The following is a 25,293-nucleotide window of genomic DNA, read 5'->3' on the forward strand; positions in this document are numbered from 1 at the left end:
GTGGTTCAGCGGGCGTCGGCGGGGACGCCGTGGGGTTGCGGTTCGTCCTGCCGCGGGCGGCGGTTCTTGGGCCGGGACCACCGGCGCATGGCCGGGCGTTCGACGCCTGCGTACAGCGCCCAGGCCGCGACGACGGAGACGGCGAAGCAGCCCAGGAGGAAGGCGAGGGCGACCGGCGTGCTCCAGGCGGGTCCGGAGGGCTGGCCGAAGATGTTGGGTTGGGAGCCGAAGGCCCGGTGGCCGAACTTCAGGACCAGGTAGTGGACGAGGTAGAAGGCGAACGAGATCTCGCCCAGCCACACCATGGGCCGGGTGCTGACCAGGGTGCGGCGGCCTTGGACGTCGGCTGCGGCGGCGGCCGGTATCAGCAGGGCCAGCGGGACGATGGTGAAGGCCGCGTAGTTGAACAGCGGGTTGTGGTCGACGTAGATCGGGACCAGGTAGGCGACGACCGTGAGGACGGCGGCCGGGACGATCGGCAGGTTGATCCAGCGGCCGGTGAGCAGGATCCGGGCCATGATCATGCCGAGCAGGAACTCCAGGAGGCGGACGGCCGGGAAGACGTAGACGAACCAGATCTGGGTCCAGGACACCGGCAGGAACGAGTAGTGGGGGGTGCCTGGGAGCAGGTGCTGGGCGATCACCGGCATCAGGACGACCAGCAGGGCGCTGATCCCGGCGGCGTACCACAGGCGGCCGGCCCGGATCTTGTTGACCGCCTTGATGAGCAGCGGGAAGGACAGGTAGAAGAGCAGCTCCACCGACAGCGACCAGCTGACGTTGTTGGCGGCCTCGACGTAGGAGCTGTCGGGCATCCAGGCGTGCAGCAGGAACAGGGTGACCACGGTCTGCTTGGTGGCGACCGTGGTGCCGATCAGGGCCAGGAGCACCAGTGCGACGACGAAGGTGACCAGGTGGTTGGGGAAGATCTTCAACAGTCGTCGGCGCCAGAACCCGGTGGTGGTGTCGGTGGGCCGGGCCGACCAGGTCAGCACGAAACCGCTGAGGACGAAGAAGAAGGAGACCCCGAGGGCGCCCGCGTTGCCGAAGAAGCGGAAGTAGTCGGCGGCCGCGCCGATGTCACGGAAGGCGCCGGCGGCGGCGCCGTGCACCGCGAAGACCATCGCGGCGGCCAGGAACCGCATGCCGGTGAGCGAGGGCAGTCTGGAGGGTGGGGCGGGGGGCGTCATGGGCGGGTGCCTTCCTTCGGGAGTTCGGTGCCTGGGCATGCGGTGCCGGGGAAAACCGTTCGGCCGGTGCGTCGGTGGCGGGCGGGTGATGGGCAACAGTCTGGGGCGGCGGTACCCGCCCGACCACCCGCCGACTGCCTCAACGTGCCGTGCTGCGAGAGGACTTGACGGCGCGCAACCCCCACAGGGCGAGGGCGAGACCGATGGCTGCGACGACGCTGACCAGTACCAGGGGCGCCCGGTAGGCGCCCGCGGTGCCGGGTGCGCCGGGTGGCCGGCCGGCCAGCTGCGCCGTCAGCAGTGCGGCGCTGGCCGTGGGTACAAGGACCGCGCCCAGTTGGACGGCGGTCTGGTACAGCGCGGTGGCGGCGGGGCGGTCGATGGCCGGCAACGCGCTGCCGGCATGCAGGTTCAAGGCGGTGAAGGACAGCACGAATCCCGTGCCGACCAGCACCAACGTGGGCAGCAGACCGGCGGCATAGGAGTGCGGCGGGGTGGCGGCGAGGGCGAGGAGGTACCCGGCCAGGGGCGCCACCGCGCCCAGGGCGATCAGCCGCGGGGCGCCGAAGCGGGCGACCATCGGGCCGGCGAAGAGGGCGGCGACGGCCAGGGGCGTGCAGGCGGGCAGGAAGGCCAGTGCGGTCTGCCACGGGGACCAGTGCCAGGCGGTCTGGAGGTAGAAGGCCGCCAGGACCAACAGGGCGAGGTAGGTGCCGTTGAGGGTGGCGGCGCCCAGTGCGCTGCGGAGCAGGCGCCCGTTGGTCAGCAGGTGGTACGGGGGCCGGAACGGTGTGCGGGGCCGGCCGGTCCCGCGGCGGGGGTCGCGGGGAATGGCGCGGGTGGCCAGGCACAGCAGGAGCAGGGCGGCCGGTGCCGTGCACAGGAACGTCAGCCGCCAGTCGAGGGAGGCCAGAGCTCCGGAGAGGAGCAGTCCGGCGGTGAAGCCGATGGCGCCGAAGAAGGTGTACACGGAGACGGCACGCCGGCGTTCGGGGCCCTCGCGGTAGGTGGTGGTGATGATGGCCAGGCCGGTGGGTGCGGTCAGGGCGGCGCAGACGCCCTTCAGGACGCGGGTGACGACCAGCAGGGTGGGGTCACTGGTCAGTCCGCCGGCCAGGGAGGCCAGGACGAAGACGGCGAGGGCCCCGAGGTAGAGGGGGCGGCGTCCGAAGCGCGAGACCAGGGCGGCGCCCACGAGGAGCAGCCCGGCGAAGCCGAGTGCGAAGCCGCCCATGACCCACTGCACGGCGAGCGGGGTCAGGCCCAGGCCGGCGCTGATCGGGGGCAGGGCGACGATGACGACGGAGACTTCCAGGGCGTCGATCAGCATGTTGCCGGCGAGCACGAGCAACAGGGCCCAACCACCGCGGGCGCGGGGCGGGTCGTGGGGTGCGGCGGGGTGTGCGGGTGAGGCGTGCGGGTGCGCCATGGTGTCACCGCCAAGGGGTGGGCTGTGGGCCGGCCGCGACGCCCCGGAGGGGCCGCGGCCGGTGCCGCGCGGGGCGGCGGGGCGGGCGGGTTGGGGGTCAGCCCAGGAGGGTTCCGCCGGTGGCGTCGAGGAAGGCACCGGTGATCCAGCGGGCGTCGTCGGAGGCGAGGAAGGCGACCACGTCGGCGACGTCGCCGGGGTCGCCGACCCGGCCGAAGGCCGACATCTGGGCCATCTGCTCGACGGCTTCGGGGATGTCGAAGACCGGGCTGCCGTTGTTGGTGATGCCGGGGGCGACGCTGTTGACGGTGATGCCGCGCGGCCCCAGGTGCTTGGCGAAGTGCAGGGCGAGCTGCTCGACGGCGCCCTTGGTCATCGAGTAGGCGACCTCCTGGGGGTTGGCGAAGCGGGTCAGGCCGGACGAGATGTTGACGATGCGCCCGCCGTCGGGGATCAGGGTCAGCGCGCGCTGCACGATGAAGAACGGCGCCTTGGCGTTGACGGCGACCAGGCGGTCGAAGAGTTCCGGGGTGACCTCTTCGGGCGCCACGCCGCCCATGATGGCCGCGTTGTTGACCAGGACGTCCAGGGTGGTGGTGCCGGTGCGGTCCTTCAACCCGGCTTCGAGGGCCTCGAAGAGGGTCTCGACGTCACCGGGGACGCCCAGTTCGGCGCGGACCGCGAAGGCCCGGCCGCCGTCGGCCTCGATGTCGGCGACCGTCTGCGCGGCGGCCCGTTCGTCGGCGGTGTAGTGCACGGCGACGGTGGCGCCCTCGCGCGCCAGGCGCCGGGCGGTGGCGCGGCCGATGCCGCGGCTGGAGCCGGTGACCAGTGCGGTCTTTCCCGCGAGCTTGCCCACGGTGTCCTCCTTGGTGTCGTGGTGGGGGTGGTGTGCGGTCAGCGCCTGGTGGCCCGGGGGCTGACGTGGGGTGGCCCGAACCAACGCCGCAGGGCGGCCGCCAGGCTGTCGGGCGTGCCGTCGACCCAGGCGAGGTGGCCGTCGGGCCGGACGAGTGCGGCGGTGAAGGGCGGTGGTGCGGTGCCGGGCGGCACGGTGGCGCGCAGGGCCCGGACCCGGCCGTCCGCCCAGGGGGCGGCGCACGTGGCGAGGGCCGGGTCGTCGGTGAGGTCGACGAGCAGGCCGCGGCCTGTCTGGAGCGGCGTGAAGGTGTCGGTGGCCTCGGTGGTGGTGCGCAGTGCGTGGTGGCGCACGGGGGTGCCCACCAGGGGGTGGTGGCCGGGGTCGGGTGGGTAGGCGTGGTCCAGGCCGCTGATCATGGCGGCGAGGTGGGTGCGGGCCTCGGGCAGGGCGAGGAGTTCGCCGAACACGGCGCGCAGCGGTTCCACTTCGGGGCCGCCGAGTAGGAGCAGTGCCTGGGCGGTGATGTTGCCCAGGATGCGGGCGCCGACCGGGTGGCGTTCGTCGTGGTAGCTGTCGAGCAGGCCGTCGCCGGCGGTGCCGCCGAGGTGCGCGGCGAGTTTCCAGCCGAGGTTGACCGCGTCGTGCAGGCCCAGGTTCAACGCCTGCCCGCCGACCGGCATTTGGTGGTGCGCGGCGTCACCGGCGAGCAGTATCCGGCCGTTGCGGTAGCGGTCGGCCTGGCGGCAGGCGTTGCCGAAGGCGTTGAGCCAGAGCGGGCGGCCGTGGGTGAGGTCCTCGCCGGTGACGTGCTTCCAGGCTGCGGTGACCTCCTCGAAGGTGGGGTCGGTGGTCCGGGGCGCGGCCGGGGTGCCGTAACGGTGGACCATGACGCGGGTGACGCCGCCGGGGCCGCGGGAGGCGATGGCCAGGCCGCCCGGGTGACGTTCGAACCGCCGGTCGGGCACGGTGACGTCGGCGACGTCGGCGCGCAGCAGCTCCTTGGTGGCGTCGTGGCCGGGGAAGGCGAACCCGCCCAACTCCCGCACGGTGCTGGTCTCGCCGTCGCAGCCGATGAGGTAGCGGGCGCGCACGGTGCGGTGGACGCCGTCCGCCACGACGTCGGCGCGGACGTGGTCGCCCGTCTGGGCCAGGCCGACCAGGCGGTGGCCGCGCAGGATCCGGGCGCCCAGGCCGGTGGCCCACCGTGCGAGGAGGGCCTCGGTGCGGGCCTGGGGGACCTTCCACTGGCCGCTGTGCGGGCTGGGGCCGGTCAGGTCCAGGCGCATGCCGCCGAAGTGGCCGGGGCCGCCACGGGGCGGGTCACCCAACTCCGCGAGCAGACCGCGTTGGTGGAGGATGTCCATGGTGCGGGCGTGCAGCGTGGAGGCGCGGGATTCGGTGGTGGGCGCGGGCCGTTGTTCCAGCACGGTCACCTCTGCGCCGCCCAGCCGCAGTTCGCCGGCGAGCATCAGTCCGACCGGTCCGGCGCCGACCACGACGACGGGGGTGTCGAGGGCGGGTGCCGTCATGGTCACTGCCGCCGGGCTTCGGCGTAGTCCTTGGCGTGGCCGAGGGTGGCGCGGCTGTTGGTGCTCAGGGCGCCGCGCACGTACGCGGTGGCTTCGGGGATGCCGGCCTGCGGGCCGAGGACGGCGGAGATGTTGGCGGGGTTGAGGACGACCGTGTGCTGGGAGGTGGCCCGTACGCCGCTGCCGTGCTCCTGGAAGGTCCACCGGCCGGTGTGGAGGGTCATCAGTGCCGGCAGGGTGGTCTGCTTGTAGGCGATCTGCCGGTGCGGGAAGCAGACGCGGTAGGACTGGGTGGTGTGGGTGGAGCCGTCCTTGGCCCGGGTCTCCATCGTCAGGTGCTGGAGGCCGGGGGTGGCTTCGGCGAGGTCGACCTCCGCGACGTGCGGGAGCCGCTGCGGCCACCGGTCCGCTTCGTTGATGAAGTCGTAGACGTCGCGCGGGGCGCCGTCGATGTGCACGGTGTCCTCGAAGGAGAAGGTCCACTCCCCCGCGGCCCGGTCGGCTTCGACGTTGGTCTTGAGCGCGGCCAGTTCCTGGCGGGAGTTGTCGTCGACGGCCCGGTCGATCCACTGGAGCTTGTCGGGGTCGTCGTCGACGGCGCGGTAGTCGTGCAGGAGGCGGACGCGGGAGCGGTCCGCGGCGAGCGGTTCGATGACCCAGGCACCGCCCATGGACGCCACCGGCGGGGCGGAGACCTCCTGGCGGAAGTCGATGCGGAGCCCTTCGGGGTCCAGGGTGCGGCGGGACGTCCAGTTCTTGGGTTCGCCGTTGGCGGTGGCCCAGATCTGGATCCGCTCGCTGTGCCCGTCCTGTTCGAGCTGCTCGACGTGGAGGGTCGGCGGGAAGATCCTGGGCCAGTTCGCCACCTGGGCGAGCAGCTGGTACACGGCGCGGGCCGGGGCCGAGATCGTGATCTCGTGCTCGACGGTGCGCGGGCCCGGTTGCGTCATGGTGGGTCTCCTTAGCTGGTGCGCCGGACGGTCAGAAGTTGCCCAGGCCGCCGCAGACGTTGAGGGCCTGGGCGGTGATGGCGGCGGCGGTGTCGGAGGCCAAGTAGCCCACCAGGCCGGCCACTTCCTCCGGGGTGGTGTAGCGGCCGAGGGGGATCTTGGCGGTGAACTTCTTCATGACCGCGTCCTCGGTGGTGTCGTACGCGGCGGCGTAGCCCGCCCGGACGCGTTGAGCCATCGGGGTTTCGACGTAGCCGGGGCAGACCGCGTTGACGGTGATGCCGGTGGGGGCCAGTTCGTTGCCCAGGGCCTTGGTGAAGCCGACGACGCCGTGCTTGGAGGCCGAGTAGGGGGCGCCGAGGACGACGCCCTGCTTGCCCGCGGTGGAGGCGATGTTGATGATGCGGCCGCGGTTCTTCTTGCGCATGCCGCCGGCGTTGAGGACCTCGCGGGTCACGGTGAAGACGCTGGTGAGGTTGGTGGCCAGGACGTCGGCCCACAGGTCGTCGGGGACGTCGGCGGTCACGCCGCCGCCGCTGCGCCCCGCGTTGTTGACCAGGACGTCGACGGTGCCGAAGCGCTCGACGGCGGCCTGGACGAAGGCGGTGACCTGCGCGCCGTCCCGCACGTCGCAGCTGCTGCCGTCGACGGTGAGGCCCTCGGCGCGCAGTTCCGCGACGGTGCGGGTGACGTCCTCGGGGGTGCGGGCGCCGAGGTAGACGGCGTGGCCCTGGGTGGCCAGGAGGCGGGCGGTGGCCAGTCCGATTCCGCTGGTGCCGCCGGTGATGAGGGCGACGGGCTGCTGGTCGGGCACGGTTCTCCTTCACGAAGGGGGTGGGCGGGGGGTGTCGGCGCCGTGCCGGGCATCGACGGGCGGGCACGGCGCCGACGGCTTCAGGCGACGGCGCTGTTGAGCTGCTCGTTGACCAGGGCGATCAGGGCCCTGGGGGTGGTGGCCCCGGTGAACGCCGCGTCGTCCAGGGCGAGGTCGTACTGCCGCTCGATGCGGCCGAGGGTCTCCAGCAGGGCCAGCGATTCGAAGCCGAGGTCGCCGAAGGTGGCGTCGAGGGTCGTCTCGGCCAGCGTCTCCGGATCGGCTCCGGCGCCCTCGCGCAGGATCTCCTTGAGGTCGTCGAAGGTGAAGGTGGGTCGGGTCATGTGCGTCCCTCTCGCGGGTCGGCTGGTGCGTCGTGCTGGCCGGGGTCGGCGGCGCGGACGACCAGTGCGGAGTTGAAGCCGCCGTGGCCGCGGGCCAGGACCAGCGCGGTGCGCAGGGCGGCCGGGCGGGCCTCGGTGACCAGGTCGATGGGGTGACTGGGGTCGGGCGTGACGTTGACCGTCGGGGGGATGAGCCCGTCGCGGAGGGCGAGCAGGGCGGCGGCCACGTCCAGCGGCGCGGCGCCGGAGTTGAGGCGGCCGATCATCGTCTTGGGGGCGGTGACGGGCACGGCGTGGGCGCCGAAGACGTCGGTGAGCGCCCGGGTCTCGATGCGGTCCAGTTCGGGCAGGGCCGCGGCGTCGGCGAAGACCACGTCGATGTCGGCCGGTGCCGTCCGGGCGTCGTCCAGGGCCAGTTCGATGGCCCGGCGCAGGGTCGGGGGTCGGCCGCTGGTCGGGGCCGGGTCGAACGTCGCGCCGTAGCCGGCGATCTCGCCGTGGACGTGCGCGCCGCGGTCCCGCGCGGCGTCGGCGTCTTCGAGGAGGAGCAGCGCACCGCCCTCGCCCGGTACGTGGCCGTGTGCGGCCGCGTCGAAGGGCAGGTAGGCGCGGTGCGGGTCCCGGGAGGTGCTCAGGCGCTCGCTGGCGAGCTGGGCGACCCAACCCCACGGGCACAGGGAGGCGTCGAGACCGCCGGAGAGCACGAGCGGGGTGCCCTTGCGGATGTGGCGTCGTGCCTGGGCGAGGGCGTCCAGGCCGCCGGCCTGGTCGCTGACGACGACGCCGCTGGGCCCCTTCATGCCGTGCCGGATGGAGATCTGGCCGGTGTTGACGGCGTAGAACCACGCGAACGCCTGGTAGGCGCTGACGTGCCGGCTGCCCTTGCTCCACAGGGCCCTCAGTTCGTTCTGCCCGAATTCGAAGCCGCCGGAGGAGCTGGCCGTGACGACGCCCATGGCGTAGGGGTCGAGGGTGCCGGGGGTGATGCCGGCGTCGGCGAGTGCCCAGTCGGCGGCGAGGAGGGCCAGGCGGGTGACGCGGTCGGTCTGTGCGAGCAGCGGTCCCGGCAGGTGGTCCTCGGCGGTGAAGTCGGTTATTTCGCCGGCGAGTTGGGCGGGATATCCGGTGGGGTCGAAGCGGGTGGCCGGTGCGATGGCACTGCGGCCGGTGCGGGTGGCGTCCCAGTAGTGCCTGGTTCCCAGGCCGTTGGGGGCGGTGATGCCGATGCCGGTGACCACGGTGGCGGGGCTCACGCGGCGTTCCTTCCGGGCCGGGTCAGCACCATGGCGCTCTGGAACCCGCCGAAGCCGCTGCCCACGGTCAACACGGTGTCGGTGCGCCAGTCACGCGCGGTCAGCGGGACGTAGTCCAGGTCGCACTCGGGGTCGGGGGTGTGGAGGTTGGCGGTGGGGGGCACGACGTGGTTCTCCATGGCCAGGGCGCAGGCGGCGATCTCGATGGAGCCGATGGCGCCCAGCGAGTGGCCGACCATCGACTTGATGGAGCTGACGGGGACGCGGTAGGCGTGGTCGCCGAGGCTCTTCTTCAGGGCGGCGGTCTCGTGCCGGTCGTTCTGCTTGGTGCCGGAGCCGTGGGCGCTGACGTAGTCGATGTCGGTGGGATTGGTGCGGGCCTCGGCGAGGGCGGCGTCGATGGCGGTGGCCATTTCGGCGCCGTCGGGGCGCAGGCCCGTCATGTGGAAGGCGTTGCAGCGTTGGGCGTAGCCGGCGATCTCGGCGTAGATGTGGGCGCCGCGCCGGCGGGCCGCCTGGAGTTCTTCGAGCACGAAGAGGGCGGCGCCTTCGCCCAGGACGAAGCCGTTGCGGGTGCCGTCGAAGGGCCGGGAGGCGTGTGCGGGGTCGTCGTTGCGGGGCGTGGTGGCCTTGATGGCGTCGAAGCAGGCCAGCGTGATGGGCGAGATGGGGGCGTCGGTGGCGCCGGCGACCATCACGTCGGCCGAGCCGTCCCGGATGAGTTCGACGGCGTGGCCGACGGCGTCGATGCCGGAGGTGCAGCCGGTGGAGACGACGGTGGTGGGGCCCTCGGCGGCCACCGCCCAGGCGGTCTCGGCGGCGAACGAGCTGGGCACGAACGCGTCGTAGAGGTGGCGGGTCGCGTACGCGTGGCTGACGTTTTCGAGGCGCCCGCCGTCGCTGACGACGCGGTACTCCTGGTCCAGCGTCATGGAGGCGCCGACCGCGCTGCCGAGGGTGACGCCGATGCGGTGCGGGGGGTGCTCGCCGCGGTCCAGGCCGCTGTCGGTGAGGGCCTGTCGGGCGGTGACGACGGCGAACTGCGCGGCGCGGTCCATCCGACGGACTTCCTGCGGGCCGAGGCCGTGTTCCTCGGGGTCGAAGGCGGCTTGGGCGGCGACCCGCGAGCGGAAGGGGGCGGGGTCGAAGAGGGTGATGGCCTGGGTGGCGGTGCGGCCCTCGCTGAGCAGGCTCCAGAAGTCCTTGGTGCCGATGCCGCCCGGGGCGAGGACGCCGATGCCGGTGATGACGACGCGGCGGGCGGTCATGAACGGGCCTGCCAGTGGTAGAAGCGGTGCGCCATGGCGTCGGCCGGCGAGCGCCAGGTGGCCGGGTCGTACGCCTGGATGAAGGGCTTGAGGTCGTCGCTGATGGCGACGAACCGCGGGTCGGCCTTGGCCTCCTCGATGCGTTGGCCGCCGTCGGCGTCGTCGAAGTCCTGGAGGTGGAAGTACAGGCCGCGGTAGGAGAAGAGCTGGCGGCGGCGGGTGCCCATGCGGTGCGGCAGGTCGGTGGTGTCGAAGTCGGTGAAGAGTCGGGAGACGTCGGCGGCGGAGGCGGGGTCCATGCGGGCGACGATCAGGGTGGTGTGCATGTGTGCCTGCTTTCGAACTCGGGCTAGCGGGCGGGGCCGAACCAGCGGGTGAGGGCGTCGGTGGGCGCGGCGGGGCCGGCGGGGTGGATCCAGGCGAGGTGGCCGTCGGGGCGTAGCAGGACGGCGGTGGTGCCGACCAGCGGGCTGGCGGGCGCGAGCGCGTGCGGGGTGGCCGTGACCACGTCGACGGCGTGGGTCCACGGCGCGGCGGCGCGGCGCAGGTCCGCGTCGTCCGCCAGGTCGAGGAGGACGCCGCGGGCGGGGTGCAGCAGTCGGGTGGTGCTGGTCTTCCGGCCGTCGGCGGTGATCAGCTCCAGGTGGGGCATGCGCATGCCGAGCAGGGGGTGGTCGCCGGGGCCGACGTCGTAGCGGATCTCCAGGCCCGAGACCATGCCGGCCAGGTGGCGGCTGACGACGTCGTAGCGGATGAGTTCGGCCAGCACGTCGCGGACGGGCTGCATCTCGTCGCCGCTGAGGAAGAGCATGCCTTGTGCCTGGGTGTTCATCAGCAGGCGCCGGCCCACGGGGTGGCGTTCGGCGTGGTAGGTGTCCAACAGGCCGGCGGGGGCGGTGCCGTGGAGGACCGCGGCGAGCTTCCAGCCGAGGTTGACGGCGTCCTGGATGCTGGTGTTCATGCCTTGGCCGCCGGCCGGCAGGTGGACGTGGGCGGAGTCGCCGGCCAGCAGGACGCGGCCGCGCCGGTAGGCGGTCACCTGACGGGCGGGGTCGCCGAAGGCGCTGACCCAGACCGGGGTGCCGTGCGAGATGTCCTGGCCGGTCAGGCGCTGCCAGCCGGCCGCCACCTCGTCGAAGGCGGGCGGCTCGGTGCGGCGGCGGGGCGGGGCGCCGCGTTCGCAGACGATGATGCGGTCCACGCCGTCGCCGAGCGGGGCGGACATCACCATGCCGCCGGCGACGGTCTCGCCGATCGGCCGGGGGGTGATGTCGCAGCCGCGGACGTCGGCCAGGAACATCTCGCGGGTCGGTGCGGTGCCGGGGAAGTCGAAGCCGGCGGCTTTGCGGACGGTGCTGCGGCCGCCGTCACAGCCCACCAGGTAGCCGGCGCGCAGGTGGTGGGTGCCCTCGGGGCCGGCGACGGTCACCGTCACGGTGCCGCCGTCGGCGTCCTCGGCGAGGGCGAGGACTTCGTGGCCGCGGCGGATGTCGGCGCCCAGCGTGGTGGCCCACTGTTCCAGGACGGTCTCCGTCGTGGACTGGGGGACGCCCTTGACTCCGTAGTGGGCACCGTCCAGCACGGCGAAGTCGACGGGCTGGCCGCCGAAGTGGCCCAGGGTGCTGGTCTCGATCTCGCCGAAGCCCGGGAGCAGGCCGCGCTGGTCGAAGACCTCCATGGTGCGGGCGGTGAATCCGAGGCCGCGGGATTCGCCGGTGCGCTGCGGAAGGCGTTCGAGAACGATGACGTCGACGCCGGCCAGGCGCAGTTCGCCGGCCAGCATGAGTCCGGCCGGGCCGGCGCCGACGACGATGACGGAAGCATCCATGTGTGTCTCTCCCTTGGGCTGGTGGGGCCCCTGTGTGAAAGGAAGGCGGAATAGGCGGTCCGGCCGCCGAGGGGCGCCGCGGGCGGCACCTGCACGGTGCCGCGGTAGGTGCTGCACATCCTTCTTCGCGGCACGTGGCGAAGGTTCGGAAAAACCTTCCGGCGAGGGCCGCGTCGGCATGTGGCTCCTTGTGCGGAGCGGACTTCGTGACGGCCGGGCACAGCCTTTGCGAAAGGGGCCCTTAGGCGCTTGAACGGCCCCGGAAAAGGCGCGCTTGGCGGTTCCGGAACACAGTGCAGCGGAAGCTAGTAATGAGCTTCTTCGGTGCGGCTTCAGAGATCAACCCTATTTTTCCAGGAAGCTCGCAAGATTGCTCAGAAGAGGCTCAGCATTCATAGCGCAAGCCAAGGGGAAGGTCAGAGGAGTGTCAGATCGTGGCGTCGGCCACACTCCGAGGCGGGCGGGGATTGCCATCTGACGTGGTCCGCACCGTTATTTGTGAGTCCTCTGTATTAAGCGTGCTGCGTGCTGACTCTTCTCCAGGAATACGAAGATCACTTGCCGACCGGCGACGGCTTCGGTTTTGCTGGACGTCCACTTCGGAAAAGGAGTTGACCTTCGGTGGCAGAGTCGATGCGTGCGGTGCCCGTGGCGGAGCGGTGTCAGGGAGCCGCGTGCCGGGCCGCGGGGAACGCGCACGTACGGGGAGCGGGCGACGACGGTATTTCGCTGTGCGGTGCGTGCCGGGAGTCGACCGCGGAATTGCTGCGGGCCTTGCCGCAGCTGTACGAGGAATGCGGACGGATGTTGAGCAGTTCGGGCGGGCCGCGGGAGCGGACCAGCGGGGGCCCGCTGCCGGGAATGCCGTTCAACACCGCGGCCACGGAGGTCCGTTCCGGCATCGTGACCACCTTGGCGTCGTGGAGCGGACTGGTGGCGCAGGAGCGCGGGGTGGCGGCGCCGGCGCGGACCGTGCCGGCGTTGGCCCGGTGGCTGGTGGATCAGCTGGAGTGGTTGGCGGCGCATCCGGCGGCCGGTGAGTTCTCGGCGGAGCTTCACCGCTGGGTACGGGCCGCCCGCCGGGTGACGTCGTCGGGCGCGGTGCGCCGGGTGCCGCTCGGGACGTGCGTGGAGTCGGGGTGCGGCGGGACGCTGGTGGCGCGGACGGGGGGCCCGTCGGCGGGGGCGGCGGAGATCCGGTGCGACGCCGACGCCGGGCACCGGTGGGCGGAGTACGAGTGGGCGCAGTTGCGGGGCCGGATGACGCCGCCGGGGACGGGCGGCACGCGACGCACCCAGTGGGTTTCGCCGCAGGACGTCTCACGGATCTGGCGGGTGTCGTTGGGCAGCGTGTACCGGCTGGCCAGCGAGAACGCGTGGGGGCGGCGGCGGGTGGGCGGGCGCTCGCACTACGACGAGGCGGACGTGCGACGGACCCTCAGCGCGCGGATGGCGGGCCGGTCGACCGCGGTGACGGACGTGGCGGCCGGGACGCGGGGGTAGGGGCGGGGATGACGGTGGGGCGACGGCGAGCCGTCGCCCCACGGTGCGACGTCATCCGCCGAAGCGGAAGCCGACCCCTCGGACGGTGATGATCCATTCACTGGACCCGAGCTTGCCCCGTAACGAGCTGACGTGCGTGTCGATGGTGCGGGTCAGCTTGGCGCCGAGGGTGCCGCGGGCGCCTTGGGCGCCCCACACCTTGTCCATGAGTTGCTCGCGGGAAAAGACCCGGGCGGGTTGCGAGGCGAGCAGGTGGAGCAGGTCGAACTCCTTGCGGGTCAGCTTGACGGGCTCCTCGTTGAGGAAGACCTCGCGGCCGTCCCGGTCGATCTGCAGGGGGCCGTAGGCCATGCTGCGGCCTTCCGCCGGGCGCGGTCGCACCCGGCGCATGACGGCTTCGATGCGGGCCAGGAGTTCCCGCAGTCCGTAGGGCTTCACCATGCAGTCGTCGCAACCGGCCTGGAGGCAGAGGACCCGGTCGAGTTCGGTCCCGTGTCCGGTGAACGCGATGATGGGTACGTCGCTGGATTCCCGAATGCTGCGACAGACCTCCAGACCATCGATGTCGGGAAGTTCGAGGTCGAGGAGAATGAGGTCGTATCCCTCGTAGGATTTTAGGGCGTTGGCGCCGCTGTCGGTGAGCTCGACCTCATAGCCGTGTCTCCTCATGGCCTGTCGCAGAATATCTCCGGATTGCCTGTCGGATTCCGCCAGCAAGACATGCATCAATCCCCCGGTTCATGGGCGCCTGAACGTCAATGATAAGGCGAGCGCGATTTCCGCTATGGGCCAGGGATTTCAAGAAAGTGGTCATTACCTGAGGGGCGGCGGAGGAATCATCACACAGCACTGTATGATCCCCGTCCACAAGTCCCCCATCCCTGTTGACGTGAGGGACGCCTATACCCTTGTCCCCGGCGGCACAAACAACCGCATAACCCGAACCGCCACCCTAAGCGCGGCTCCCGCCTGCCCTGCAAGCAAAATAGCAAGCAGACTTGTCGGTTTGTCAAGGAAACGATCACCCAAGGATGGCATGTACACGCATAAACCCGTCGCAGAGTGCGACAAAGGGAGCTCTACACCCGAGGAATAGCGCGACTTTCCCGGGCCGCACCCCGCAGGAATCGCACTAAACCGACAGGAGCCACCCTTACGACGCTTGGCGCGTGAACCGTAAGGAATCGTGGGTTAGTTGCCGCGCCAACCAACCGGAAGTGCTGATTCCACAGTGGAACGGCGCCCCGCGCGAAGTTGCCCGGACAAATAGGGATGACCGCTCCCCGCTCGGGGACCTATCCTTTCGGACGGTGCGATCTGCCAAGGGCAGTCGTCGCGCAGTTGTGCAGATGTCCACGAGCGGCAGGGGGCGAAGGGTGTGCGTGCACCGCGGCGAAGCGCGGGTGGCCGGGGGCAGTTGGCCCCGGTCCGACACGTTCGCGACCGGACCCGCCGCTCCCCCACCGCCCCGGCCGGACAAGGGCGGCGACGGTGGGGGCGGGCGGCCGCGCCGGTCAGCTCATCGAACCGCTCATCGCCGGCGCCGTCCCCTCGCCGTAGCCGGCCGGTTGCGGCGCGCGGCCGGGATCGGGATGGAGGCGCAGGCGCGGCAGCAGTTCGGCCGTGGCGATGGACGGCAGCAGATAGCGCCATAAGGTGGCCAGGCGGTGGGTGAGGCCCGCGGTGGTCTTGGCCCAGTAGGGCTGGACGTTGGTGAAGAACCCCATCAACACCTCCGTGACCTCCACCGGATCGGCCTCCGGCACCAACTCACCGGCCCGGTCGGCCTGTTGCAGCATCCGCAGCAGCACGGCACGTAACTTCGCCTCGTGCGGGGCGGTGCCCTGGGCACATCCGGTGCCGTGCTCGGCGCTCAGCCGCATCGAGGCCCGCAGCACCACGTCGGTGGCGAGCCGCTCGGCGTGGCGCAGGCTGAAGTCGACCAGGCACTGCAGCGCCACCGGCCCGTCCGGGGGAACGAACACCTCCGCCGGAACGCTCGCCACCGCCTCGGCGAGCTGCTGCTTGGAATCGAAGTGGAAGTACAACGCCCCCCGCGTCAGTTGGGAACGGGTGAGGATTTCGGTGGTGCTCGTCCCGTCGTAGCCCCGCTCGCAGAAGACCTCGGCCGCCGTCTGAACGATCAGGCGCCGCGTCTTCATCCCCCGATGTTGCTGAGCCATGTCCCCCCTTGAGTTCGTGCACAGGCACCAGGAACCACCAGGACCGACCTCGAACCGTCAGGTCGCGTGCCGGCCCGGGCCACCGGGGCAGGGATACCCACTGCCCCGCCAAGTACCGTGTGACACCCCTTCGTTGCGCAGGCCCACCGCGCACGCGGCGCCCGCCTGGCCGTCACCGTAGAACTCTCCCCAGCTCCAGGTCACGGCGCCGCGCCAGTATGGCGCGGCGTCCAGTGACAAGGGAAGTCCTTTACTCCTCAATGACCAGGTCACGACCTCACAGGCACGGGACGCGCCCTATCCGGTTCCCCGTGGGGGGAGTGGGGTCGCCGGAGTGGTGCAGGTCGGCGGTAGGCGTCGGGGGCGTGACGGACTCAGGGGTTCGCCGGTGAGCCGGGCTGTGCGGGATCGGGCGCGAGGGCGTCGGCGTCGGCACCCTCGGGGACGTTGGCGGTGCGCAGCGGCACCTCCTTGACGAAGCACCCGGCCACCAGCGCGAGGGCGGCCAGCACCGTGCAGAACAGGAAGATCCGGCCGGTGCCGTCGGCGACGGCGTTCTCGTAGGCGAGGCGCAGGGCGTGGGGCAGGCGGGCCAGGACCTCGGGGTCGGGTTGCGCACCGCCGGCGCCGCTCACCGGCGTGCCGTCGGCGGTGCGGGCGCCGGTCACGGCACCGGCGAACAGGGCACCGCTGATCGCGACGCCGACGGAGCCGCCCAGGGAGCGCGCGAGGGTGGCCGTGGAGGCGGCCACGCCGAGCTGGTCGAGTTCGGCGCTCTGCAGGGAGATGAGCAAGGTGGTCTGGGTCAACAGGCCCATGCCCAGGCCCAGTGCGGCCATGAACACGCCCAGCACCACGGGGCTGGTGTCGCGGTCGGTCCAGCTCAGCAGGAACGAGCCGGCGGTCAGCGCCGCACCGCCGACGATCACGAACACCTTGTACTTGCCGCTCTTGGTGATGAACTGGCCGCCGAAGGCGCTGACCGCGACCATGGCGGCGAACATCGGGAGCAGCAGCAGACCCGCGTTGGTCGCCGAGGCGTGCTGGACGACCTGCTGGAAGATCGGCAGGAAGGTCACCCCGCTGGTCATCACGCAGCCCAGGAACAGCCCGGCCACCGTGATCAGGGAGAAGTTGGCCTTCTTGAACAGGGCCAGCGGCAACAGGGGTTCGGCGACCCGCCGCTCGACGCGGAGCAGCGCCAGGACGGCTGCCAGGGCCAGGACGAACAGTCCCAGCAGAGGCGGCGAGGTCCAGGCGTACTCCTTGCCGCCCCAGGTGGTGATCAACACCACGGCGCTGATGGCGACGGTGAGCAGGATCACGCCGGCGATGTCGATGCGGGCCTCGGTGCGCCGGCGGGGCAGGCGGAGCCAGGCAACCATGACCAGGGCCGCCGCGCCGACGGGAACGTTGACGTAGAAGCACCAGCGCCAGCCGAGTTGGTCGGCGATCACGCCGCCGATCAGGGGCCCGCCGACCATGGCCAGTCCCATGACGGCGGAGATGACGCCTTGGTACTTGCCTTGTTGGCGGGGTGGGACCAGCGTGCCGATGATGGCCAGCGCACCGACCATCAGCCCGCCCCCGCCCAGTCCCTGCAGCGCGCGGAAGGCGATGAGTTGGCTCATCGAATGGGCGACGCCGGAGAGCACCGAGCCGGCCAGGAACAGCACGATCGCCCAGACGAAGGCGCCCTTGTGGCCGTACATGTCACCGAGCTTGCCCCAGACCGGCGTCGACACGGCGATGGTCAACATGTAGGCGGTGACCAGCCAGGACAGTCGGTCCAGGCCACCGAGTTCGCCGACGATCCGGGGCATCGCGGCGCCGAGGATCATGCTGTCCAGGGAGCCCAGCAGCATGGCGAGCACCGCGGCGGCCATCACCACGTACAGCCGGGGACCCCGCAGTAACTCTCCGTTCGCGGGCTGGCCTTGTGACACGGTCGTCCTCTCCTCGGCAGGGCGTTGCGCCGGTGGCGAGACGACCTCACCCACCAACTTACTTTCCGACAGGTCAGTTACTGGTCGACCTTAGGGCGACGCGCGAAGCACCGTCAAGGAACGAACGTGTCAACCGTCCGCGAACGCCTCGCGGTTGGCGCCCCACGACCCCGCGCGGGCGGGCCCCGTGCTCGGATCGGGCCCGCCCGCGCGCCACCGCCCCGCGGTCAGCGGAAGTCCGCGACGTGGTCGCGGGCCCACTGCCCGAAGGTGCGCGGGGCGGCGCCGGTGACGTCGCGCACGGTGGGTTGCGGGCCGAAGGCGGTGAGGTCGAAGTCGGCCAGCGCGTGCGGGTCGGTGGGGTTGCCGGCGTGATCGACGAAGCCGAGCAGGAAGTCCGCGGCGGCCGCGGCGAACCCGCCCTGCGCGCGGTAGCGCCGGCGGGCGTCTTCGGGGGTGACCTGCTCGAAGCGGACCTCCTGCCCCAGCGCCTCGGCGAGGGCGCGCGCCTGGTCGCGCAGGCTGATCGGCGGCCCGTTCACGGTGTGGGCCGCACCGTGGTGGCCGTCTTCGAGCAGGGCCGTCACCGCCACGTCGGCGATGTCCCGCTCGTGCACGGGGCACCAGATCGCCTCCGGAGCGGGATGGCGCACCACGCGTTCGGCGCGGACGTCGGGCCCCCACAGCGCGACCTTGTTCATGGCGAACTCCCCCGGGCGCACATGGGTCCACTCCACCGCGGCGGCTTCGACCGCCTGCTCCACCGGCAGGTGGTGGACGGTGTCGTAGCCGGCGGTCACCGCGCCCGAGGACAGCGTGACGATGCGCCGCACCCCGGCGCGCTCCGCGGCCGCGACCACCTCGCGGACCGCGGTGGGAACGGGGAACAGGTACATCCGGTCCACCCCCTCCAACGCGGCGTCGAGGCCGGCCGGTTGGGCCAGGTCACCGGCGACGGCCTGCACGCCGGCGGGCAGGTCCACACGGTCCGGATCCCGCGTCAGGGCCCGCACCTGGACGCCTGCCGCGAGGAGCCCTTCGACGACCACCCGGCCGACGCTGCCCGATGCACCGGTCACCAGAATCTTCATGTCCATCCCCCTGCATGCCGAGGTGCCCGTGCGCCGGGCACCGCTCGATTCCCGTCTCGGGTAAGGATTCCGGCCACCGTACGCCCATGACAGTGCAGGATGCACCGATCACCTTGCGCCATCACCACCACCCCACAAACCACCCCTTTCGCAATGAACCGGTCGGTGTCCGCATGCGCGCTGGCCAGCGGCCCGACACGGGGCGGCGACCACCGCCGAGGGCCCGACGCCGTTGCCGCACACGGCTCAGCCGGGGCTCCGCTTGCGCGGCCGCGCCGCACGGAGACACCCCTGGAAGCAGCAACGAGGCGACGGTGGCTGACAGTTGATGCGTGTCGCGCATACCGACTTGCGCGCGCCTGACCCGGTCCACTTAGCGTGACACGGGCGGTGGCCTATCCGCCCGCACGCCGCCCACCCCCCCACCGAAGGAGCACGACCATGGCCGTCCACTCCTGCACACCGGCCTTCCAGAACGACGACGCGCGCCACATCGCCGACCTCTTCGACGAGTTGGAGTCGGCCTTCGCCCAGCAGGACGCGGCGAAGTTCGACCGCCGCTTCACCGACGACGTGGTCTTCACCGCGGTCAACGGGATGCGCCTGGTGGGCTGGGAGGCCCTGCACGCCTACCACCGGGAACGCTTAGGTCAGCACGCGGAGGGCATCGAGACCTGGTACGAGATCGAGCGGATCACCTTTCCCGGCCCCGACGTCGCGGTGGTCTTCTTCCGCCAGCCCGTCGCCATGGCCCAGCACCAACGCGTCAACGTGGGCACCTGGGTACTGGTCAAACAGGACGGCCAATGGCGCGTCTCCGCCGGCCAGAACACCGGCGTCACGGCCGCCTGAGGCCGCCCGCATCGATTCCCCGATGGGACGCCTACGCGCCCCCGAAACGCAGCGGATCCTCGATGTCAACGGTGATCGACACCCCCGAAGTGGAGCGAAAAACGGCAGTGCTCCCCGAAACCTGGATTTCGGTGAAAGGGTTGGATTCCTCAAAGAAGAGGGCCCAGACCAGGGTGTTATCGGCGCGGAGCCTTCCACAGAAGCCGTACGACCCGTGAGAGACTCCCTCACCTCCCCAGAGAAACCCTCCATCCGCCAGGGGAACCGATCTGTTCTTGCCGATGTCAGTCACCCAATCCGGGTCCTCCGCCAGCACCGCTTCGAGATCGAAGGAATCCCCGAATCTCATCCCGTTCGTCGCATCCGCATCGAGGGAGACCTCGTACGATCGCCCGTCAGAAAAGTACAGGCCGTCCACGTCCGGCAGACAGTAGTCCGCCCAGAGGCCCTCGATGATGCTCAATTCTTCTTCTTGCATCCGCTCTTCTTCTTACGTTTTGAGACGTGCGTATGTGGCGGCCGTTCCGTAAGTCCCGTAGGCGGCACGGGATTACCTTCCGCATCCCTGTTGAGACCGGAATTCATGCGCTTCCGGAACGCCTCTTTCCAGGTGACGCCGTTGGGTGATGGCGGGTACGGATCATTGGGATTGACCCGGTGGATGGTACAGGCTCACCTATTTCCCGGGCGGCATCGAGTCGTCGGTTGTCGTAGCTGACGAGCTGACCGTCGACTTCCATGACGGTCAGTCCTGCCCCAGGGCGCGTCCAGTCCCATTCCCCCGCACGCATGCGGTCGGCGTAGTCGTGCGGCGAAACCGTACGCTGCGAGAAATTGATGTCCGCCGGATCTGCCCACTCGTGCTCGCTCTCCGGGGAAAGCCCGAACGGGTCGCTCCATGTGTGCGGGTTGCTGACGTACGCCGCCGGGTTGGGCGCAGGCCCGAGCCCGAGGGGGTCCGGTGTGAGGTAGCGGGCGGTTTCGGGATCGTAGGTCCGGAAGTAGTTGTGGTGGAGTTGGGTTTCCGGGTCGAAGTATTGCCCCGGAAAGCGGAGGGGAGTGTGGGCGGTCGCGTCGGCGCTCCACGTCGTGGAGCCCCACAGGGTGGATCGGGTACGGGCCGCTATGTTGCCCGGTTCGTCGAGGAGTTCGGTGGGCGTACCGATGAGATCGGTGACGATCACGAAGAAGCGTTCGTCGACCTGAGCGTCGGAGAGGCGTTTGCATTCCCGTTGGACCAGCGAGACGAACCCCTGATGGTCCCAAGTGAGGGTCAGGCCGCCCGTGGTGGTCTGTTCGCAGAGGATGGCACCGTCCCAGGTAAAGTCCACCTGTTCCAGGACCGTTTGCTTGTCGTCGGCGAGACGCTGTTTTGACGAACGGCGGCCGAGAGGATCGTAGGTGTACTTCCAGCAGGTGCCGTCGGGAGTGGTGCAGCCGATCAGCCGGTCGTTCGCATCCCCGGTGTAGTGCCAGGTGTCCGGTTTACGAGAGAGGCGGGTCTTCTGGCGGAGGACGGTGCGCCCGGCCGCGTCGTAGACATAGCGGATTTCTCCTGCACGGTCCAGCCGGTTGCCGGTGTAGACGCGTTCGCCCCGGGCCTCGGCGGTACGACTGCCCGAGACCTGCGAGGGATGCCGTTTCAACAACGGCACCGATTGCGAAGAGGGTTACTACGGAATCCGCTTGTACCGCGCGCAGAACGGTCCGTTCATGGTCGGGGTGTGCATCCAACGAATGGACCTGTGCGCCACTCTCGGCGAGTTCGTCATGAGCAAGATGCGCGACGAAGTGCGCTACTTGCGCGATCAAGAGCGCCTGCGCCTGCGGATTGAGCACAGATCCCAGATGCAGGATGCGGCATAGGTACCGCTCGGCCTGTGGGACCAAGCAATGAAGGGGTTGGAGACACCCAGCGGTTCGGACCGGCTCATGGTGCCCTGCGTCGGTTCCGGGGCGCGCTCAGGTGTCGGTCGGTTGGCGGGTCGTGGTCGCGGGCAGAGGGAGCGCCAGGAAGTGGAGCACGAACGTCTAGGCTCCACGTGGACGGATCGCGACGTGGTCTTCGCCTGCGCGTCTCGGGAGCCACCAGGTTCGACCAGCCATCCCGATCCAGCCAGGCAATTCGGCGGGCCCCAGTCCCGCAAGAGGGCACCCCACACCCCAGAAACGCAAAAACCCCAGAACAACTGGGGTTTTCGCTGGTGTCCGAGGGGGGACTTGAACCCCCACGCCCGATAAAGGGCACTAGCACCTCAAGCTAGCGCGTCTGCCATTCCGCCACCCGGACTCAGGTGATCTTCGCGGGGCGTTCCCCGCGGCGACATGGACAACAATACCAAGGTTTCGGAGTGGCTTTCACCTGCGTATCCATGCCGGGCATAAGTCACGCTTATGGGCAGCAGGTGCGGGGGCGGGAGGGCAGCGGCGCACTCACCTGCTGGCCACCCGCCGCCCCGGACCACGCACCACGGATCGCCCCCACCACCCACCACCTCCAAGGCACCACCCACCACCCACCCCCCTCAAGGCATCAGCTGGTATTCCGGAAAGTTGCCCGGGAGGCGTTCGGGGGTGGGGGCCTGGGTGACGGCGTGGACGAGGAGGTCGCCGCCGACGAAGGCGCCGCGCCAGGAATTGCCGAAGCCGCCGAAGAGTTCCGCGCGGTCGCCGCGGGAGCGGGGGGCGTTGTGGCCGACCTTGAAGGCGCGGATCTGTGGGGCGAGGCGGTCGAAGGTCTCCTCGTTGTCGCAGGAGAGGGTGGCCACCAGGGCGCCGTTGCTGGCGTTCATGGCGGCGAGGAGTTCCGCCTCGGTGTCGACGAGGACGATGGTGTCGACGGGGCCGAAGGGTTCGGCGTGGTGCAGTGGGGAGGACGGGGGCGGGGCCAGGAGGGTGGTTGGGGGGAGGTAGGCGGAGGTGTCCTGGGCAGGCAGGAAGTGGCCGTCGGCGAGGGTGCCGCGGTGGAGCGGGACGGCGCCGCGGGAGATCGCCTCGGTGGTGAGGTCGGCGAGTTCCTTGACCTTGGTGGCGTTGATCAGGGGGCCGAAGTCGAGGTCGGGGAGCGGGGCGGCGGGGTCGGGGACGGCCAGGGGGTGGCCGAAGCGGACGCTGCGGACGGCGGGGAGGTAGGCGGCGAGGAAGTCGGCGAAGGCGTCGCGCTGGACGACGAAGCGGGGGTAGGCGGTGCAGCGCTGCTTGGCGTAGTCGAAGGTCTTGCGGAGTTGGGGGGTGAGGGCGGGCCAGTCGGTGAAGTTCCAGACGGCCCAGGTGTTGAGGCCCTCCTGTTCGAGGACGTGGCGCTTGCCGAGGTCGGCGACGGCGGTGGCGACCCGGGCGCCGGTGTCGCGGCCGCCGACGAAGGAGACGCAGCCGATCTCCGGTGAGCGGACGAGGGAGGGGGACAGGGCGCTGCCGCTGCCGCTGACCAGGGCGATCGGGACGCCTTCGCGGGCGGCCAGGGCGCTGGCGAGGGTGAGACAGACCAGGCCGCCGTCGGTGGGCGTCTTGGCGATGACGGCGTTTCCGGCCAGGGCTTGGACGAGCATGGCGTGGACGAGGACCGACATCGGGTAGTTCCAGCTGGCGATGTTGCTGACCGGGCCGGGCAGCGGGGATCGACCGACCAGCATCCGGTCGCTCTCGGCGACGTACCAGCGGACGCCGTCGATGGCGCGGTCGACGTCGGCCTGGGCGAGTTTCCAGGGCTTGCCGATCTCCCAGACCAGGAGCAACGCGAGGAGTTCGCGGTGCGCGGCGAGGGCGTCGAGGGTGGCGGTGATCCGGGCCTTCCGCTCGGGCAGCGGGACGTCGCGCCAGGCGCGGTGCTGGTCGAGGGAGGCGCGCACGGCCCGCAGGGCGGCGTCCGCGTCGAGGCGGGGCGGGCCGGCGATCGGGGTGCCGTCGACGGGGCTGGCGGCGGGTTGGGGGTGGCCGTCCCGGTGCCAGGTGCCGGCCCAGAGGTTGCCGGCCTGGTCGCCGTGGAACGCCTCGGGGGCCACGGCCAGGCTGCGCTGCCAGGCGTCCGACCAGGAGGTGCCGGGCTTGCGGATCAGGGGCGGGGCCTCGTCGGGGGTGGGGGGCGGAGCGGGGACGGGGGTGGGGGCCATCGGTGTCTCCGTTGTCGGGGCGCGACCGGGGGCCGGGCCGGGGACGGACGGGGCGAGGCGCGCGGCGCCGGATAGGGCGAGTGTCGCGCGGGGCGGGCGGCGGCGCTCGCGGGGAGGCGCCGGTGAGGTCCGGGTGGGGCGCGGGAGGAGGGCCGCGGCCCGTGGGACGACCGGCGGTCGGGTGGCGCGATCACCTCGCCGGCCGACGCTTCCTCTGGACAAGGGCCGGGCGATGCGGGATAACGGGTTCATACAGTATTCGTCGACCGACGACTGTATACAGTCTTCAATCTCCCTTCCCGTGGGGACGTGGCCGTTCTTCTCGCGCCGTCGAGGTGTGCACGTGGGACTCGGCGTCGGGGTGCGCGACGGCGGAGCGGCAGCGGCAACCGCGGGCGGTCCGAAAGGAAGCGATGCACATGCCCGACGACGCAACGCACGCGCAGGACGTGACCCGGGCGGCGGGCGCCCAGGACCTCGTCTCCGGCGGGCACCTGGTCGCCAAGGCGCTCAAGGCGGAGGGCGTCGAGGTCGTCTACACCCTCTGCGGGGGCCACATCATCGACATCTACGACGGCTGCGTCGACGAGGGCATCCAGGTGGTGGACGTCCGTCACGAGCAGGTCGCCGCCCATGCCGCGGACGGGTACGCGCGGCTCACCGGGCGGCCGGGCTGCGCGGTGGTCACCGCCGGCCCCGGCACCACCGACGCGGTGACCGGGGTCGCCAACGCCTTCCGGGCCGAGTCGCCGATGCTGCTGATCGGCGGTCAAGGGGCGCGCACCCAGCACAAGATGGGCTCGCTCCAGGACCTGCCGCACGTCGAGATGATGACGCCGATCACCAAGTTCGCGGCGACGGTGCCGGACACCGCACGCGTCGCCGACATGGTGTCGATGGCGTTCCGGGAGTGCTTCCACGGGGCGCCGGGGCCGTCGTTCCTGGAGATCCCGCGCGACGTGCTGGACGCCGAGGTGCCGGCCGCCGCGGCCCGGGTCCCGCGGGCCGGGCACTACCGGGCCTCGACCCGCTCCCCGGGCGACCCCGACGACGTCCAGCGCCTGGCCGACCTGCTGGTCCGCGCCGAGAAGCCGGCGATCCTGCTGGGCAGCCAGGTGTGGACGACGCGCGGGACCGACGCCGCGGTGGAGCTCGTCCGGACGCTGAACGTCCCCGCGTACATGAACGGGGCCGGCCGCGGCACGCTGCCGCCCGGGGATCCGCACCACTTCCAGTTGTCGCGGCGGTACGCGTTCGCGCACGCCGACGTGATCGTGATCGTGGGGACGCCGTTCGACTTCCGGATGGGGTACGGCAAGCGCTTGTCGGCGGACGCGACGGTGGTCCAGATCGACCTGGACTACCGCACGGTGGGCCGGAACCGCGACGTCGACCTGGGGATCGTGGGCGACGCGGGCCTGGTCCTGAAGGCGGTCACGCAGGCCGCGTCCGGGCGGATCGACGCGGGCGCCGCCAAGCGCAAGGCATGGCTGGACGAGCTGCGCACCGCCGAACAGGTCGCACTGGACAAGCGGTTGCCGCAGCTGCGGTCGGGCGCCTCCCCCATCCACCCGTACCGCTTGGTCAGCGAGATCAACGACTTCCTCACCGAGGACTCGCTCTTCGTCGGCGACGGCGGGGACGTGGTGACCTTCTCCGGCCAGGTCGTCCAGCCGAGGTCGCCCGGGCACTGGATGGACCCGGGGCCGCTGGGCACGCTCGGCGTCGGCGTCCCCTTCGTCCTGGCGGCCAAGCAGGCGCGGCCGGAGAAGGAGGTGGTGGCGCTCTTCGGGGACGGCGCGTTCAGCCTGACCGGCTGGGACTTCGAGACGCTGGTCCGCTACGACCTGCCGTTCGTCGGCGTCGTCGGCAACAACTCCTCGATGAACCAGATCCGTTACGGCCAGCGGGCCAAGTACGGCGCGGCGCGGGAGCGGGTCGGCAACACCCTCGGCGACGTCCACTACGACGCGTTCGCGCGGATGCTGGGCGGCTACGGCGAGGAGGTCCGCGACCCCGCCGACATCGGCCCCGCGCTGCGGCGCGCCCGCGAGTCGGGGAAGCCGTCGCTGATCAACGTGTGGATCGATCCGGACGCCTACGCCCCCGGAACGATGAACCAGACCATGTACAAGTAGGAGG

The 25,293-nt window shown here is 71.1% G+C and carries 20 protein-coding genes, 1 tRNA gene and 2 pseudogenes; 4 read left to right on the top strand and 19 right to left on the bottom strand.

Annotation, left to right across the window (positions count from 1 at the left end; all coding sequences use genetic code 11):
* Positions 1-5: 5 nt before the first annotated feature.
* The 11 genes from ACLJT4_RS11670 to ACLJT4_RS11720 all read right to left on the bottom strand — a co-directional run bounded on the left by ACLJT4_RS11670 (position 6) and on the right by ACLJT4_RS11720 (position 11,467).
* On the bottom strand, positions 6-1,190 hold the full coding sequence (locus ACLJT4_RS11670) for an acyltransferase family protein (RefSeq protein WP_411122198.1): 1,185 nt from the start codon (positions 1,188-1,190) through the stop codon (positions 6-8).
* 139 nt (positions 1,191-1,329) lie between these two features.
* Entirely contained in the window at positions 1,330-2,619 is a 1,290-nt protein-coding gene (locus ACLJT4_RS11675) for an MFS transporter (protein WP_411122199.1), read from the bottom strand.
* 97 nt (positions 2,620-2,716) lie between these two features.
* On the bottom strand, positions 2,717-3,478 hold the full coding sequence (locus tag ACLJT4_RS11680; protein WP_162483936.1) for an SDR family oxidoreductase: 762 nt from the start codon (positions 3,476-3,478) through the stop codon (positions 2,717-2,719).
* Between the two features lie 38 nt (positions 3,479-3,516).
* Complete coding sequence (locus ACLJT4_RS11685) at positions 3,517-5,010, bottom strand: FAD-dependent monooxygenase (RefSeq protein ID WP_411122200.1); 1,494 nt, start codon at positions 5,008-5,010, stop codon at positions 3,517-3,519.
* 2 nt (positions 5,011-5,012) lie between these two features.
* Positions 5,013-5,960 carry an aromatase/cyclase gene (locus tag ACLJT4_RS11690; protein ID WP_411122201.1) on the bottom strand — a complete coding sequence of 316 codons (948 nt, stop codon included), beginning with the start codon at positions 5,958-5,960 and terminating at the stop codon, positions 5,013-5,015.
* Between the two features lie 31 nt (positions 5,961-5,991).
* Positions 5,992-6,774, bottom strand: a complete 783-nt coding sequence (fabG, locus tag ACLJT4_RS11695; RefSeq protein ID WP_411122202.1) for a 3-oxoacyl-ACP reductase FabG — start codon at positions 6,772-6,774, stop codon at positions 5,992-5,994.
* 80 nt (positions 6,775-6,854) lie between these two features.
* Positions 6,855-7,118, bottom strand: a complete 264-nt coding sequence (locus ACLJT4_RS11700) for an acyl carrier protein (protein WP_411122203.1) — start codon at positions 7,116-7,118, stop codon at positions 6,855-6,857.
* Positions 7,115-8,371 (bottom strand): ketosynthase chain-length factor, encoded by a 1,257-nt coding sequence (locus tag ACLJT4_RS11705; protein ID WP_411122204.1) that lies wholly within the window; start codon positions 8,369-8,371, stop codon positions 7,115-7,117. Before ACLJT4_RS11705 ends, ACLJT4_RS11700 begins: the two co-directional genes overlap by 4 nt.
* The gene (locus ACLJT4_RS11710; protein ID WP_411122205.1) at positions 8,368-9,639 is read right to left on the bottom strand and encodes a beta-ketoacyl-[acyl-carrier-protein] synthase family protein; all 1,272 of its coding nucleotides are present in this window, start codon (positions 9,637-9,639) and stop codon (positions 8,368-8,370) included. The genes ACLJT4_RS11705 and ACLJT4_RS11710 overlap by 4 nt, the downstream gene beginning before the upstream one ends.
* Positions 9,636-9,965 (bottom strand): TcmI family type II polyketide cyclase, encoded by a 330-nt coding sequence (locus ACLJT4_RS11715; protein WP_016573121.1) that lies wholly within the window; start codon positions 9,963-9,965, stop codon positions 9,636-9,638. The genes ACLJT4_RS11710 and ACLJT4_RS11715 overlap by 4 nt, the downstream gene beginning before the upstream one ends.
* A gap of 23 nt (positions 9,966-9,988) precedes the next feature.
* Entirely contained in the window at positions 9,989-11,467 is a 1,479-nt protein-coding gene (locus ACLJT4_RS11720; protein WP_411122206.1) for an FAD-dependent monooxygenase, read from the bottom strand.
* Between the two features lie 804 nt (positions 11,468-12,271).
* Between ACLJT4_RS11720 and ACLJT4_RS11725 the strand changes: the two genes are divergently transcribed.
* Positions 12,272-12,970, top strand: coding sequence for a hypothetical protein (locus ACLJT4_RS11725; RefSeq protein WP_411122207.1), 699 nt, complete (start codon positions 12,272-12,274; stop codon positions 12,968-12,970).
* Positions 12,971-13,021: 51 nt separating this feature from the next.
* Here the strand turns inward: ACLJT4_RS11725 and ACLJT4_RS11730 are convergent, their stop codons facing one another.
* From ACLJT4_RS11730 to ACLJT4_RS11745, 4 genes are all read right to left on the bottom strand, one after another.
* The gene (locus ACLJT4_RS11730) at positions 13,022-13,696 is read right to left on the bottom strand and encodes a response regulator transcription factor (RefSeq protein ID WP_411122208.1); all 675 of its coding nucleotides are present in this window, start codon (positions 13,694-13,696) and stop codon (positions 13,022-13,024) included.
* Positions 13,697-14,484: 788 nt separating this feature from the next.
* Positions 14,485-15,132, bottom strand: coding sequence for a ScbR family autoregulator-binding transcription factor (locus tag ACLJT4_RS11735; protein WP_411122209.1), 648 nt, complete (start codon positions 15,130-15,132; stop codon positions 14,485-14,487).
* Between the two features lie 395 nt (positions 15,133-15,527).
* Positions 15,528-17,099, bottom strand: a complete 1,572-nt coding sequence (locus tag ACLJT4_RS11740; protein ID WP_411122210.1) for an MDR family MFS transporter — start codon at positions 17,097-17,099, stop codon at positions 15,528-15,530.
* A 227-nt stretch (positions 17,100-17,326) separates the two neighbouring features.
* On the bottom strand, positions 17,327-18,190 hold the full coding sequence (locus tag ACLJT4_RS11745; RefSeq protein ID WP_411122211.1) for an SDR family oxidoreductase: 864 nt from the start codon (positions 18,188-18,190) through the stop codon (positions 17,327-17,329).
* A gap of 441 nt (positions 18,191-18,631) precedes the next feature.
* Between ACLJT4_RS11745 and ACLJT4_RS11750 the strand changes: the two genes are divergently transcribed.
* Positions 18,632-19,042 carry an SgcJ/EcaC family oxidoreductase gene (locus tag ACLJT4_RS11750; protein WP_411122212.1) on the top strand — a complete coding sequence of 137 codons (411 nt, stop codon included), beginning with the start codon at positions 18,632-18,634 and terminating at the stop codon, positions 19,040-19,042.
* 31 nt (positions 19,043-19,073) lie between these two features.
* On the opposite strand, the gene ACLJT4_RS11755 is transcribed toward ACLJT4_RS11750, so the two are convergent.
* Positions 19,074-19,505: a hypothetical protein gene (locus tag ACLJT4_RS11755; RefSeq protein WP_411122213.1), complete on the bottom strand. Its 432-nt coding sequence runs from the start codon at positions 19,503-19,505 to the stop codon at positions 19,074-19,076.
* A 352-nt stretch (positions 19,506-19,857) separates the two neighbouring features.
* Positions 19,858-20,649, bottom strand: a pseudogene (locus tag ACLJT4_RS11760) (RHS repeat domain-containing protein); the annotation flags it as partial.
* A gap of 1 nt (position 20,650) precedes the next feature.
* Between ACLJT4_RS11760 and ACLJT4_RS11765 the strand changes: the two are divergent.
* Positions 20,651-20,908, top strand: a pseudogene (locus tag ACLJT4_RS11765) (radical SAM protein); the annotation flags it as partial.
* Positions 20,909-21,244: 336 nt separating this feature from the next.
* Here ACLJT4_RS11765 and ACLJT4_RS11770 read toward each other — a convergent pair.
* Together ACLJT4_RS11770 and ACLJT4_RS11775 are read right to left on the bottom strand one after the other, a co-directional pair.
* Positions 21,245-21,332, bottom strand: a tRNA-Leu gene (locus tag ACLJT4_RS11770).
* Between the two features lie 235 nt (positions 21,333-21,567).
* A complete protein-coding gene (locus ACLJT4_RS11775; protein WP_411122214.1) occupies positions 21,568-23,151 on the bottom strand; it encodes an aldehyde dehydrogenase family protein in 1,584 nt (527 codons plus the stop codon).
* A gap of 419 nt (positions 23,152-23,570) precedes the next feature.
* On the opposite strand from ACLJT4_RS11775, the gene ACLJT4_RS11780 reads away from it, so the two are divergent.
* Positions 23,571-25,289, top strand: a complete 1,719-nt coding sequence (locus ACLJT4_RS11780; protein ID WP_411122215.1) for a thiamine pyrophosphate-binding protein — start codon at positions 23,571-23,573, stop codon at positions 25,287-25,289.
* The last annotated feature ends 4 nt before the right edge of the window (positions 25,290-25,293 follow it).

The organism is Streptomyces sp. x-19 (assembly GCF_046549115.1).
Taxonomy (GTDB): domain Bacteria; phylum Actinomycetota; class Actinomycetes; order Streptomycetales; family Streptomycetaceae; genus Streptomyces; species Streptomyces albulus_C.